Origin of the sequence: Celeribacter baekdonensis (genome assembly GCF_003047105.1) — a bacterium.
GTDB classification, from domain to species: Bacteria; Pseudomonadota; Alphaproteobacteria; order Rhodobacterales; family Rhodobacteraceae; genus Celeribacter; species Celeribacter baekdonensis_B.
Genome location: NZ_CP028476.1, coordinates 12270 through 25523 on the forward strand (window position 1 = coordinate 12270; position 13254 = coordinate 25523).

11 protein-coding genes are annotated in these 13254 nt (G+C 56.1%); 3 read left to right on the forward strand and 8 right to left on the reverse strand.

Annotation, left to right across the window (positions count from 1 at the left end; all coding sequences use genetic code 11):
* Positions 1-263: 263 nt before the first annotated feature.
* The 7 genes from DA792_RS21320 to DA792_RS21355 all read right to left on the reverse strand — a co-directional run bounded on the left by DA792_RS21320 (position 264) and on the right by DA792_RS21355 (position 8298).
* Positions 264-1658 (reverse strand): phosphomannomutase, encoded by a 1395-nt coding sequence (locus DA792_RS21320; RefSeq protein WP_107722821.1) that lies wholly within the window; start codon positions 1656-1658, stop codon positions 264-266.
* A gap of 67 nt (positions 1659-1725) precedes the next feature.
* Entirely contained in the window at positions 1726-3099 is a 1374-nt protein-coding gene (locus DA792_RS21325) for a polysaccharide biosynthesis/export family protein (RefSeq protein WP_254679755.1), read from the reverse strand.
* 347 nt (positions 3100-3446) lie between these two features.
* A complete protein-coding gene (locus tag DA792_RS21335; protein ID WP_107722823.1) occupies positions 3447-3971 on the reverse strand; it encodes a hypothetical protein in 525 nt (174 codons plus the stop codon).
* Positions 3972-4194: 223 nt separating this feature from the next.
* On the reverse strand, positions 4195-5646 hold the full coding sequence (locus tag DA792_RS21340; protein ID WP_107722824.1) for a mannose-1-phosphate guanylyltransferase/mannose-6-phosphate isomerase: 1452 nt from the start codon (positions 5644-5646) through the stop codon (positions 4195-4197).
* 234 nt (positions 5647-5880) lie between these two features.
* Entirely contained in the window at positions 5881-6237 is a 357-nt protein-coding gene (locus DA792_RS21345; protein ID WP_107722825.1) for a hypothetical protein, read from the reverse strand.
* A complete protein-coding gene (locus tag DA792_RS21350) occupies positions 6234-6803 on the reverse strand; it encodes a ParB/RepB/Spo0J family partition protein (protein WP_159075354.1) in 570 nt (189 codons plus the stop codon). Before DA792_RS21350 ends, DA792_RS21345 begins: the two co-directional genes overlap by 4 nt.
* 97 nt (positions 6804-6900) lie before the next feature.
* Entirely contained in the window at positions 6901-8298 is a 1398-nt protein-coding gene (locus DA792_RS21355) for an AAA family ATPase (protein ID WP_199908214.1), read from the reverse strand.
* A gap of 413 nt (positions 8299-8711) precedes the next feature.
* Between DA792_RS21355 and DA792_RS21360 the strand changes: the two genes are divergently transcribed.
* Positions 8712-9764, forward strand: a complete 1053-nt coding sequence (locus DA792_RS21360) for a replication initiator protein A (RefSeq protein ID WP_107722828.1) — start codon at positions 8712-8714, stop codon at positions 9762-9764.
* 160 nt (positions 9765-9924) lie between these two features.
* Positions 9925-10170, forward strand: a complete 246-nt coding sequence (locus DA792_RS21365) for a hypothetical protein (protein ID WP_107722829.1) — start codon at positions 9925-9927, stop codon at positions 10168-10170.
* Positions 10171-10261: 91 nt separating this feature from the next.
* On the opposite strand, the gene DA792_RS21370 is transcribed toward DA792_RS21365, so the two are convergent.
* Complete coding sequence (locus DA792_RS21370; RefSeq protein WP_254679756.1) at positions 10262-11020, reverse strand: metallophosphoesterase family protein; 759 nt, start codon at positions 11018-11020, stop codon at positions 10262-10264.
* 135 nt (positions 11021-11155) lie between these two features.
* On the opposite strand from DA792_RS21370, the gene DA792_RS21375 reads away from it, so the two are divergent.
* Entirely contained in the window at positions 11156-13252 is a 2097-nt protein-coding gene (locus DA792_RS21375; RefSeq protein ID WP_107722830.1) for a YjbH domain-containing protein, read from the forward strand.
* Positions 13253-13254: the final 2 nt, after the last annotated feature.

Here is a 13254-nt window from a genome sequence, read left to right on the forward strand (position 1 = left end):
CGTTAGTGTCCACTCATGGAACAAGAACGACATGCCGCAAAGCCCAAACAACACTGTCGGATTGCCGGAATTCATGAGACTGGCGCGGTCATGCGTCAACAAAATAAGGGTGCGCCCATGATCAGCACATCGCGGATGAAGCCTAAACGCTCGAAATATGGCAATCTGTACGGCTGCGATTCGGTCTCATGAACCTCGACACGTTATCCTGCCAGTCTCAAAAATTCCGGCAGACCGACAAAAACCAAATATCGGAATATAACCTACCGCGCCAGTTGCGCCGCGACGGCCTCTTTAGCTTGGGCCATGACCTTTTGCGCCTGCGCTTGTAACCCGGATTGGGCATAAATCCGAAACTCCGGTGCGTTCCCGGACGGGCGCAGATGCACAACATCACCGCTTTCGAAATCCACCCGCAGACCATCCGTCAAATCTACGCCAGAAATCGCCCCAAAAGGCGCGAAAAAGGCCGCACGCGCCGCAGACTCTTCAATCAACCAAGTCAAAAAACGGCCTGCCTTGTCCCGGTCAATCTCCTGAAGGCGATCCGCTGCGGTAAAGCAGGCCGGCAAATCGGCGCACAACGCACTGAGTGGCTTTCCAGCCTGTTTTGCGGCAAAGAGCGGCGCGATGATGGGCAACATGCAATCGCGTGTCGGCAAGGGAGAAAGTACCCCGTTCAAATGGGCCTCAAAGCCCAGAAGAAACCCGCCATTGGCCTCAAATCCCACGACCTTGGGTTCTGTGGCCTGGGCCTTTTCCATGCCCGCAATGACAAAAGGCGAGCCAATACGGGTCAAATGCACCTCTGTGAACTCTGGCAGGCGCCGCACCATGTCATTTGACGACACCGGCGTGACCACAGCTTTTGCCCCCAACACGCGCGCTGTTAACACCCCAAGCACATCCCCCGGGATCACAGCGCCCGTCGCGTCGGTCAACATTGGACGGTCCGCATCCCCATCGGTCGATGCGATCGCATCCAGACCATGCGCCTGGCACCATTCGGCCAAATCGGCACGTGTCTGCGGATCAACGGCTTCGGTGTCGACGGGAATGAACGTGTCAGAATGAGCCAGCGGCACAATCTGGGCCCCAAGCTCGGTAAAGATCGCTTCCATCGTGTCCCGCGCCACGGACGAGTGCCGATAGACCCCAATCCGCAGGCCCGACAAAGCGCCCGCGCCGAAGGCCTCGACATAGCGCTTCACATAGAGCGGTTCCGCTTGGGTGTTTTGCGTATAGCTGCCGGTCTTTCCGCTCGCGTGGCGGGCCCGCGCGGCATAGGCCGCACCGATCTTGGCCTCATCCGCCTTGGAAATTTCTCCATCGGGCAGGTAGAATTTAAGCCCGTTGCGATCCGCCGGAATATGGCTACCCGTGACCATGATCGCCGCAGCCCCCGCCCCCATCGACGACAGAGACAACGCAGGCGTTCCAAGAGCACCACAATCCACAACCGCGACACCCGCCTCCTGTGCCACACGACAAATCGTTGCGGAAATCTCTGGCGAGGACGGACGCAGATCTTGCCCCACATAGAGCCTGTCACATCCCGGCACTGTCGTCAGAAAGGCATGAACGTAATCCGCCACAAGCGTATCGGTGAGATCGGTCACAAGGCCGCGCAGACCACTGGTGCCAAAAGACGGTGCCATATATCGAAGCCTTTTCGTCAGAAGATGATGGTTCGGAAGGCGCCGTAAGAGGCGCCTTCGCTTGAAATCAATTCACCGCCGAAGCGCCGAGATTGACGATCTGCGGTGTGATTTGGCTCAGCGTCCGATTCCAACGTGTCACAGGTTTCTCAGAGACAAAAACCACATCATTGGGCCGTAATTCAAACCGTGTGGCAAGGACCATATGGGCCACGTTTTTCGCGTTCAAATGCCACGCGGTGACGGAGTCAAACTCCATCGGATCGCTGGACCCCCGCAAAACATAGATTTCGCGCGGATCAGAGGTGTTCACTTTCAACCCACCGGCCCCATCAAACAAAGCATCCGACAAGGTTGCCGTGCGGCCAAAGGGCATGGTGAAGCGCCCGGATTTGACTAGCTCCCCGGTGAGATACACATAGTCCCGCTCAACCGCATCCAACGCGTTCACGGCGGTAAAGTTGCTCCGTGCTTCGCCCAACTGGGCGCGGCGCAACGAAATCTCAGTGCTCAACGCATTCAACGCCGTCACCCGCGACGTTTGCCGGAAACTGGCCAATTGGACCTGCTGTTGGAAATAGGCGGCGGCTTGATCAAGCTCATAGGTCGTATCAACAAAGACGATATCCCCCGACTTCATCAGAATGCGCCGCATCCCTGAACTGGAGTACAACTCAGACAACGGCACCTGGTACAAAGTCCCATCGCGGTACAAACGCACCGTGACATAGTCCATGCTTGGCGCTGTGACGCCGCCTGCGTTTGCAATCACTTCGTCCAGATACAGAGGCGTCAATGTGATGGGCACATTGCCCGGATCAGACACCGCGCCGCCCACGGACACTTTTTGGGAATTGAATACCGAGATTTCGATGCTGAATGTTGGCTCAATCTGAGATTCAACAAGCTTTTGGAACAGGACGGATTCGGCCTCTTCAATTGTCAGCCCGGAAATCGAGATGCGCCCGACATTCGGGATCGCAATCGCCCCGTCATCTTGGACGGTATAGCCTTGCCGATTGTTTTGCGCCGCCAAAAGCCCGGCGAGTTCCTCGACCGAGGAGCCCGAAGGCGTGGCCAGCAACACGACATCCCCGGTCCCAATCCGATATGGTCCAGGCGTCACATCCGCAGGCAGGCGGGTTTCAATCGGAGTGGGCCGGGTTTGTGCCGTATAGGCGGGCTCAGGCAAAGCCCCCGCTCCCATCATCTGCCCCTGAAGCCCAGCGGTTTGGTTGAACACAGCAGGCAAGCTGCGGGGCGTATATGAACTGCGGTTCGCGAGCATAACGCTTTCAGAGGTCATATCCGTGATGCGCACTTTCGTCCCACCGGATGTGCCAGACACCACATGCTGCGAGGGGTAAATTGTACCACACCCCGTCAAAGTTACTGCAAACGCCAAAATGCCGAAAATGTGTCGCACGATCATAAAGCCCATACTGTTTTCGCGACCCCCTTGAGAAGTGTCGTCATGTGGTCGCACCTAGAAATTACACCTGTGCAAAGCCTAAAGGAGCGTCTTTGCGAGAGGATAGACGGTCTATGCCAAAGGCAACAACGAACAATTGCCGATTTATTGCGTGTCGCGACATTTTCGCACTATGGATGGGCAAGAAGGCGCCAAAAATTGCGAAACGAGGCGGTGCTTGTGCGGTGTTGCCTTTGGCATAGCGCCTCTTGACCAGAGCGCGCACTGATGACAGCAAAAGACCTCCCGCCATTGTTAAGGCAGAAGGGCTCCTTAGGATGCTTGGTCTGACAGAAGACTCTCGGACGCGCTCGCGATCACCGGCACATTGTCACGCCCAGACGGATCAACTCAGCGCCTTTGATCCGAAGGATATTCGTTGTGCTATAGCGCGCCTTTTGCATGTACCAATTGCGCACCGGCGAGGGGTAATGCGCCGAAATGACCTTGGACCACGCGTCAAACTCATCTTGGGACAGGCCGGGCCCGCCTCGATACGGCCCATGAAAGCCAAAAGATGTCGTCGGGCTCACACACACATTTTTGGCTCCGAGATACATCGTGCAGCTTGAAAGACAATCGCGACCGCGGATTTCCACCCGCTGGCCCAGCCGATTGATCTGTTGAATCTGGTTGTAGCGTTTGCGCACACTGCCGCCGTAGTCACTGTTCACGACAATCGTGGCACCGGGTTGTTGCGACCCCGGACGCGCCGCCTGTGCAGATGTGCCGCAAAAGAAACTCAAGGTGACAATCGCAAGCACCATCAAAAGCGGAAAACGGACACAAAACGTCACCGCAACGCCCGCATGATGCGCGCGCAGAATGTTCCAAGAAGACATGATTAATCACCCCACGTGATACAGACAGAGGGCATTCTTGCCCCTATCGCCGACCCCCATCGGCTCACTGTGGAGTTAAGCAGCCAAAGCCTAAGAAACTGTTGAGCCCGCGCTCAAAACCCCGCACGGGACACCAATTCGCCTGTGCTTTATCCTTAAAAATAGAGCGGATGTCCCAAAGGCCACCCGCTCTATTGATCGTTGTGTCAGGGGGGGAACGGAATTACCCCTTGGCCCCCTGCCCTCGCGCATAGACATCCTCATAGCGAATGATGTCATCCTCACCGACGTAAGAGCCGGTTTGGACTTCAATCAAAACCATCGGCACTTTTCCGGGGTTTTCCATCCGGTGCACCGCCCCAAGCGGGATATAAACCGACTGGTTTTCCGTGACCAAGCGCACTTCGTCATCTACCGTCACCCGTGCCGTGCCTTCCACCACAATCCAATGCTCGGAACGGTGGAAATGGCTTTGCAGGCTCAGCGCCGCGCCGGGATGCACATGGATGCGTTTCACCTGGAACCGATTGCCAACCACGAGGCTTTCAAACCACCCCCATGGCCGGTGATCTTTCGGGAAATGCGTGGCCTGCGGGGCTTGCTTTGCCTTCAGCGCCGCAACAGCCGTTTTCACATCCTGCGCCCGGCTCATATCGGCGATCAGAACCGCATCATTCATCGCGATCGCGATCACGTTCTCAAGCCCGATTCCCACGACTTCAAGCCGCTCACTGTCCGAGCGCAAAAGCGTGTTGACGCAGTCAATCGCGGTGGCCTCTCCAGAGGTCACAACCCCGGCCGCATCCGGCTCGGCCTCACGCCAAACCGCGTCCCAACCACCAAGATCCGACCAGCCGCCATTGAAGGGCACAACCGCAAGATTGTCGGCACGCTCCATCACCGCATAGTCGATGGAAATGTCATCAGCCGCTCCCCAAGGCTCCGGCGCGAGGCGCAAAAACCCGAGATCTGCCTCAGCGGCGTCAACCGCCGCGCTGACAGGCCGCATCAAATCTGGCGCGTATTGTTGAAAGGCCGCGATGATATCCGCCGCCTTGAACAGGAAAATGCCCGCATTCCACAGGTATGTTCCCGCCGCAAGCATCTCCTCGGCCCGCGCCGCCGATGGCTTTTCCACAAAGGTTTTGAGATCAATCGCCGTGCCAGAGCTGTCCGGCTTTGCCGTCAACTCAAGATAGCCATACCCGGTTTCCGCCCGATCCGGCGTGATCCCAAAGGTGACCAGCTTGCCCTCTGAGAGAGCATCAAGCCCCTTGGCCACCGCCGCATGAAAAGCCGCCGCATCCGGGACCACATGATCAGAAGGGGCCACCAACATCACCGCATCAGGATTTTTTGAGGCCAGATAAAGGGCGGCGGCCAAAACCGCCGGTCCGGTATTGCGGCCCTCTGGTTCAATCAGGATCGCGCCCGGATCAATACCAATTTCTGCCAATTGTTCCGTGACGATAAACCGAAAATCAGAGCCGGTTAAAACGACAGGTTGAGAAAACTGAACGGCCCCGTCACTGCCGCTGAGCCGCTTGGCCGAGGCCTGAAACAAAGTTTCCTCACCCACCAGCGGCACGAATTGTTTAGGGTAAGATTTTCGAGACAGCGGCCAAAGCCGCGTCCCGGATCCACCACAGAGAATAACCGGTGTTATCGATGGCATGGTTTACCTCTAGCTCCATTTAATCCAAATCTTCGCACCTCTTTCGCAGATGTGCTTAACCCTATTATGAACATTGCCTTTTCCAAAAGAACAGGGCCATTCCCCCTCCTGTGGGAAAAAGCGGTGCATGTGTTCATGATTTCAGCGAAAGGCCAAAAATAGCGACCACAATGTTTCGCACGCGAAACATTGACGCTCCAAATTTGACCGGGACAACAGACCCTAAAACCGGCCTCAGTCGGGTTGCGTCAACCAAGCCTCCAAGGCTGCAACAAATTCGGCGTCGATGCCGTCCCCGGTCAGTTCAACCCGGCCCTTCTCTTGGTCATATTCAACCACGATTTGGCGTGGTTGGGTCAGGGAGAGGGGCGCGCAAGGCTGTCGCGATGGCGGAGACGAAAGCGAGGTCACGCGTTCTAAAAGAGCGATCTCCTCTTTGGCTGTCGCGGGGCATTCCTGTGACAGACGCGTGCGGATCACCTCCACATGCGAAGGGGTCTCCTGAAGCCGGCGGACCAGTTCAAGCCCCACCCGCTCACTGATGGCCGCAGGAAACCGCAGATCCTCATCTAGGGTCTCAACAAGCGTCATAAAGCTTTTGATCTTAGAACGTTTCGCGCGCGAAACATTTGCAAAAAGAGTCTGAAGCGCCTGTTTAGGGTCTGTATAGACCCCTGCTCAAGCGCCTTGACCACAATCCGCGCCCGCTCATAAAAACTGATGTCCGCCCGGATTTCATTTTCTTCGACCATGGCGACATAGGCGTCAGACGATGTTTTCGGCTGGCGGACAATGGCCAGAACCTGATCCGCCTCAATTTCCGAAAGCGCCAAAAGACGACGCCAACCGGAAATCAAACCATAGCGGGGCGACACCCCAGTGCCGCGATCGACCACCTCGATCGGCGTTTGCTGTCCGCGCGTCAATAGGCTCGATTTCAGCGCGTCGAGATCCTCAGACTGCACATGAACCCGGTCGCGCACCAGGTGACCTTTGTCCACATCCGACAGAGCCAAAAGCTCGACAATCCGGCCCTCAGCCCGCGCCCGCGCGACGGTTTCCGTCAATTCCGTCAGCGCCGCACTCACCGCCGCCTCTCCGGCCACCTGTGCAATCGGCGGACGGGGGGCAGGGCGCGCCACGCCCAAAGGAAACATGGACTTAGTTTCAGGTGCTTTAGACTCTATTTCGGCTGGATTAGGCTCTACCCCCCCTCCCAAAGAGGTCACGTCAGGACGCGCAGGGGTCAGTCTCTTACGCTTCGCCATGGCTCATCTCCTCCGCTTCTTTTTCATCGCGTCGCCAACTGCCAAGCAAAAGCCGTTTGAAGGCGGCATAGGTCGCATCAAAGGTTTGACGGCCACGCGCATAGGTTTCGCGATTGAAGTCACGATAATCGGCCTCATAAATGCCGTTCACCTGTTCGCCAGCCTGACCGATGAGCGCGGTAAAATCCTGACGATGCGGCGAGAGGGTTTGACCCAGATAGGCCTGCATCAAAGACGCAAGTTCGCCCTGCTGCGCGCCATCATAACGGGTGATCACCGCTCGCACAGCATCCCATTCAAAAGACAACTCGTCACGACCAAGCGCGCGGGCGGCCATGTTTTCACCCTCTTCGATCGACTGAAATGTGGAATGAAGCATGTCAAAGAACCGGCCGGTTGAATCGAATTCCAAAAACGATGCCCCAAGCGGCACCAACAAGATGTCTGCCGCGGCCAAGCCATTTATCGTCAGATAGCCGAGGGCAGGGGGGGTATCGAGGAAAATGACATCATAGTCGTTCAAAACCCCGTCCGCCTCCAAGACATCGGTCAGCGCATCCCAAAGCTTCCACCCCCGCCCCTGCATCCGCCAAACCGGGATTTGGAATTCGGACCAATAGAGATTGAGCTGCGCGCCGATCAGATCAATGTTCGGCCAGTGGGTTGATTGAATGACGTCTTGGGTTTTAACCTTCAATGCCTCTGTCAGCGTCTCATCCAGCGGCACAGGCGCCTCTCCGCGGTCCATCCGAGATTGGTTGGCCTGCCGTTGATGGGTGGCATAGTGACGGGCCAAAAGCGGAAACACGGTGCCCCATTCATCTTCGACTTTTCCACCAAAAATCGAGGTCATCGATCCTTGACTATCAAGATCAATCACCAGAACCTTATAGCCATCGAGAGCGGCGGACATCGCCAAATGTGCCGCAGTCGAGGTTTTGCCAACACCACCTTTGAAATTGGCCACGGCCACGAGTTTTGCAGGCAGACCTTTCGGCCTGTAGGGCAAATACTCTTTGGTCTTTGAACCCTCTGCGGCGAAATGGGCGCGCAGACGCAAAACCTCATCAAGGGAAAACCATTTGGCCCCGGTTTCTGACTCAGAGCGACCTTGTGGCAAATCTGGATTGGACCGAAGAACGCGCCTAAAATGTGGTGTAGCCACAGGAATCAGATAGCGTGTAATCTCCCAAGTAGAAAACAGCCTAAGCTCTTTGCGCCCGGCCTCATTCATCCCCCGCGATGCAAGATCATCGCGACCTCGGGCACAGGTGCCTGCGATTTCAGCAAAGCCTTTGGTGGTGATGGGCTGGCCCAAATCCTTCAAAGCCTGATCGGGATCAATGTTGAAATAGGGTGGCTGTTCTGTGTTGTCTTTGGCCATTCTGACACCCATGTAACGCGTTTTTTTCAGAATACCCTAAAAGGTGGCATATGAAAGAAAAAACCACATGTGGAGAATCAATTCGTTGAAAAATAGGGGATTTTTAGAGCTTGCCTCGTGGGATCTCAGCCGGGGTTGAAAAAAATATATGTGTTAAAATTGAGTTATATATTAGTTAAGGATTTTAGAAAGATTTCTATCTGTATGAAAAAAAACAGAAAAATGTCAATCTTGAAAGCTGCAGTGACTCTGAACCCCCGATAGGGTGACTCTGAACCCACACTCTAGTGACTCTGAACCCCCGACAGAAAGACTGGACCAAAATAAGCGATCCACCTAAGTTGGGTGTCAATAAAACCACGAAACGAGCAGAGTTGGTATCGCCCACAAAAGAGGGGCAGTCAGGGACAGAAATGGCAGGCGCTGTGATGTCTGCGGGGGCAGGGGGGCTTTTGCCTGAACGCTATCCGCAGATTGATTTTTTTCTTTGCGACATTTTCGATGCCATCCCAAAGGATGACCTCGCCACGATGGAGCACCCGGTGTTTTCGTTGTCCACGCGCCCGGACCGGCGGATTCTATCCTATGAGCATAATGGTGCCCGGATCGAAGTGACGCCGTCGGTCAAAGGCTTGGCGACAATCCACGACAAAGACATCCTGATCTTTTGCATCAGCCAATTGATGGCGGCGCTCAACATGGGGCGTGTAGTGAGCCGGACACTGACCCTGCGGGCGCATGATCTTTTGGTGGCGACAAACCGCGAGACCAGCGGCGATTCCTATCGACGTCTGACTGAAGCCTTTGAGCGTCTCGCAGGCACCCGCATCAAGACCAACATCAGCACGGGAGAGGCGGAAGTGACCTCTGGGTTTGGGTTGATCGAGAGTTGGGAGATCGTGCGCAAAACCCGCGGCGGGCGGATGGTCAGCGTGTCGATTACATTGTCGGACTGGCTGTTTCGGGCAGTGATGTCAAAATCTGTTCTGACACTGAGCCGGGATTATTTCCGACTGCGTAAGCCGCTTGAACGGCGGATCTATGAACTGGCCCGAAAACATTGCGGCAAACAAGATCACTGGCGTGTCTCTGTGGAGGTGCTGTTGAAAAAATCCGGCTCGGCCAGCCCGCGTCGGGTGTTTCGTAAGATGATCCGCGACATGATCGCTGCCGACCACCTGCCAGATTATGAAATGGCGGAGGAGACGGGAGATATCATTCGTTTTGCATCCCGGGCGCGGGTTCTCGAGGGGGATGGGCCGACCCTTGGGCCATTGCCGGGTGCGGTGTTTGAGCGGGCACGCGATATTGCGCCGGGATGGGATGTCTATGCGCTTGAGGCGGATTGGCGCGCGTATTGGGCCGAATCTGGTCATCCGCGTTTGCATTCTGCCGAGCACGCCTTTCTTGGATTTGTCAAAATGCGGGTGGCAAAAGGGGCATTGGGCCGCCTTAAGCCGGATTGATTGCTCATTAAGTCAGCAGATCAAACCTTATTTAACTGCCTTTGAGTTTCTATAGTGCGGATACCCAAGCAATATGGTAGTTTCTGATTAATTGGCTGGTTCAGGCGATGGTTTGCCCTGAGCGCCCCCAAAATAGTAATTGTGAAGGAAAGGTCCCGTGATGAATAAGTTGGTTTTGGCTCTGAGTGCAGGGTTTGTCTTGGCTGCTGGCGCAGTCTCGGCTCAAGGTGTCACAAGCGTTGATTGTACGCTTCCAGCAAACGCAGCAGATCCGGCCTGTGTGGTGGTTCCGCCAGCGGGTGACGTGCAGAACTTTGTGCCGTTTATCGCTCCGCTGATTGCAGCCGGTGTGGCTGCGGCGGCGGCGGGCGGCGGCGGCGCGTCGACACCTTCCACCACGAACTAAGAGCTTCGCTCATTTTGAAAAGACAAAAAGCGCCGTAAACCGGCGCTTTTTTCATGCGGTCTTCCGAGTGTGCCCATGGTCGGGGCAGGGCTCAGCTTTGTAGAAACGTCACAGAGTCACCGGCAATCAGTGCCGCGCTCAGCTGTCCTGTTATATAGGCCCCTGTGTCCACGGAAATGATGCCGGGGGTCATTGTCGGGGTGTCCACGATGGTGTGCCCATGAATGATCCAGAGCCCATCAGAGCGGGGAACCGTCCCAAAATCCTTATGGCCCCAAAGCAAGTGCTGGGGCTTTTGCCGCGACATGGGGCGGGCCGGGTCCGCCCCGGCATGCACGGCGGCCAAAGTGCCACTGAGAAAATGACAGGGCAGGGCGCGCAACCAGGCCTCCATCTCTGGCGAAAAGACGCGGCGAAGCTGATCGCGCAGTGCCGTCAGGGACTGTGGGTCATGGCGCAAAGACACCCCTGAGACCCCGTATCCCGCCAAGGTTTGCAACCCTCCGTGTCGCAGCCAGATCGGGCCATTGCGGGCGGGATCGTCGAGAAATCGCAACATCATGTCTTCGTGGTTGCCCTTGAGGCAGATCGCGCCGGCATCGTCTTGCAGGCGTTTCAAGAGTGCAAGCACCTCCGGCACCTGGTCGCCCCGATCGATATAGTCTCCAAGAAACACAAGCTGTGCGTCTGGGGCCTGTGCCGCGCAGGTTTTGAGGAGGGCTTGCAGAGGCGGGAGCGCGCCATGAATGTCCCCAATGACACATATAGTTTGGGCAGTGGTGAGCGGAAGCGGCGTAAAATTGGGCACAACCTGCCGCTTATGCACGAGACGTTTAAGGATTTTTTTCACTTTACCCGGCTTGGCTTGAAGAGGACGCGTCAGGCTGTCAAATCTGTCACAGTGCCTTGCTAAATAGCATGGTCTCCTATCTCGGAATAGTGGCTTTTGCTACCTTTGCCGAAAGTCGTGGAAACAAACGGACATATGGCAGTGCATTTCAAACATCCGGTTATAGCCTGCTCAATCATCGCACTTTGTGGCGCAGCATCGGCGGAGACCCCGATTTCCACCTATGGCACGCCGGGGTTGATCGATATGCCCGTGGCCACGCCGCTTGAAGATGGGCTTTTGGTCCCAACCCTCTCTTATGGTGGGGGGACACTCAAAAACACGCTGTCCTTCCAAATCTCGCCCCGAGTCACGGGAACATTCCGATATTCAACCATCCAAGATTACGATGGCCCCGGCAAAACGCGCTATGACCGCAGTTTCGACATCAATGTTCTGTTGATGGAAGAATCTGGTGTGTGGCCCGCCATTTCGGCCGGGCTGCGTGATTTTGGCGGCACCGGGATTTATTCCTCTGAATATCTCGTGGCGACGAAACATTTTGGGGACAAACTGGCCGTGACCGGGGGGGTGGGCTGGGGCCGTTTGGCGACGCATGGGGCGTTTGAGAACCCTCTCAGTGTGATTTCCGATTATTTTGACACGCGCGGATCAGGCCCAAGCAGCATCAACGAAGTGGGTCGGCTTGAGGCGGATCAGTGGTTTCGGGGTGATGCCGCCCTCTTTGGTGGGGTGGAATATCGTTTCAATGATCGGTTTAGCCTGAGGGCTGAATATTCGTCCGATGCCTATGTAAAGGAATCTGGCAGCGCCGGTTTCGTTCAAAACACCCCAATCAATGTCGCTCTGTCCTATCAGGCCAAAAATGGCGCAAACATCAGTGCCTATGCGCTGCATGGGGCGGAGTTGGGGGTGATGGCCACTTTCCCGCTGCATCCAGAACGGCCGAAAGTTCCGAGCGGTCGAGAAGCGGCACCGGTCCCGATCATGGCGACGCCACAGCGGTCTGATTTGGGGTGGGATAGCTCTTCCACGTCGACCTCTTCCGGGGAAACTGCGCTTGCGGCGGCCTTTGCGGCGGAGGGGCTGGTGTTGGAGGGCCTCACCGTTTCGGGGGATGTCGCAACCGTTCGCATGAGCAATCAGCGTTTTGGCGCACTGCCTCAGGCGCTTGGCCGTGCCTCGCGTCTCTTGGCCAATATGATGCCCGCTGAGGTTGGCACATTCCGCCTTGTGGTCACGGAAAAGGGGATGCCGATTTCGACAACGACGATCAAACGTCGGGATCTGGTCGCGTTGGAACATGATTTGGATGGCAGCTGGAGAATGTTCGCGCGTGCGGATATTGCGGATGCGGTTGGGACAACAGTGCCCGCGTCTCGGGCCTACCCAAAGATGTCTTTTGGTCTGAAACCCTATATTCAGCCGTCGCTGTTCGACCCGGATAGCCCGTTGCGGGCCGATTTAGGGGTGGAAGCCACCGCGGCCTACACGCCTTTTTCAGGGGTGATTTTGTCAGGTGCCGTGCGTCAGCCGGTTGTTGGCAATCTCGACTCGATCACCCGGCTTTCAAATTCCAAAATTAGGCATGTTCGTTCAGACTCAGGGCTCTACGCCACCCAGGCGGATACCGAAATCAAGCACCTGACGGCAGAGTATTTCTTCCGCCCTGGCCGCAACCTCTATGGGCGTCTGACGGCTGGCTATCTTGAAACCATGTACGGGGGTGTCTCAGGCGAATTGCTTTGGTATCCCACGGACAGCCGCCTCGCGCTCGGCGCCGAAGTCAACTATGTCAAACAGCGTGATTTCGATCAGCTGTTTGGGTTTCAAGAATACGAGGTCGCGACTGGGCATCTGAGTGCCTATTACGATTTTGGCGGTGGTTATCTGGGTCAGATTGATGCCGGACGCTATCTTGCCAAAGATTGGGGCACGACAGTGTCTCTGGACCGTGAGTTTGACAACGGCTTCAAGATCGGAGCGTATTTCACGATCACCGATATTCCCTTTAACGATTTTGGCGAAGGGTCATTCGACAAAGGCGTTCGGTTGACCATTCCGGTGAACTGGCTGACGGGGGAACCCTCGAAGGAGGGCGTGTCTATGACGATTCAACCGGTGACCCGCGATGGGGGGGCACGTCTGTTCGTGCGCAATCGGCTATATGGTGTGACGCGCGATGCGCACACAAGCGAGCTTGAAGACCGTTGGGGTCGTTTCTGGCGATGAAA

Excerpts from the sequence above, each read along its gene's own strand:
- DA792_RS21335 (WP_107722823.1), bottom strand. The coding sequence starts at position 3,971 with ATGTCTTCTTGGAACATTCTGCGCGCGCATCATGCGGGCGTTGCGGTG.
- DA792_RS21320 (WP_107722821.1), bottom strand. The coding sequence starts at position 1,658 with ATGGCACCGTCTTTTGGCACCAGTGGTCTGCGCGGCCTTGTGACCGAT.
- DA792_RS21355 (WP_199908214.1), bottom strand. The coding sequence starts at position 8,298 with ATGGCCAAAGACAACACAGAACAGCCACCCTATTTCAACATTGATCCC.
- DA792_RS21360 (WP_107722828.1), top strand. The coding sequence starts at position 8,712 with ATGGCAGGCGCTGTGATGTCTGCGGGGGCAGGGGGGCTTTTGCCTGAA.
- DA792_RS21375 (WP_107722830.1), top strand. The coding sequence starts at position 11,156 with ATGGCAGTGCATTTCAAACATCCGGTTATAGCCTGCTCAATCATCGCA.
- DA792_RS21325 (WP_254679755.1), bottom strand. The coding sequence starts at position 3,099 with ATGGGCTTTATGATCGTGCGACACATTTTCGGCATTTTGGCGTTTGCA.
- DA792_RS21345 (WP_107722825.1), bottom strand. The coding sequence starts at position 6,237 with ATGACGCTTGTTGAGACCCTAGATGAGGATCTGCGGTTTCCTGCGGCC.
- DA792_RS21365 (WP_107722829.1), top strand. The coding sequence starts at position 9,925 with ATGAATAAGTTGGTTTTGGCTCTGAGTGCAGGGTTTGTCTTGGCTGCT.
- DA792_RS21350 (WP_159075354.1), bottom strand. The coding sequence starts at position 6,803 with ATGTTTCCTTTGGGCGTGGCGCGCCCTGCCCCCCGTCCGCCGATTGCA.
- DA792_RS21340 (WP_107722824.1), bottom strand. The coding sequence starts at position 5,646 with ATGCCATCGATAACACCGGTTATTCTCTGTGGTGGATCCGGGACGCGG.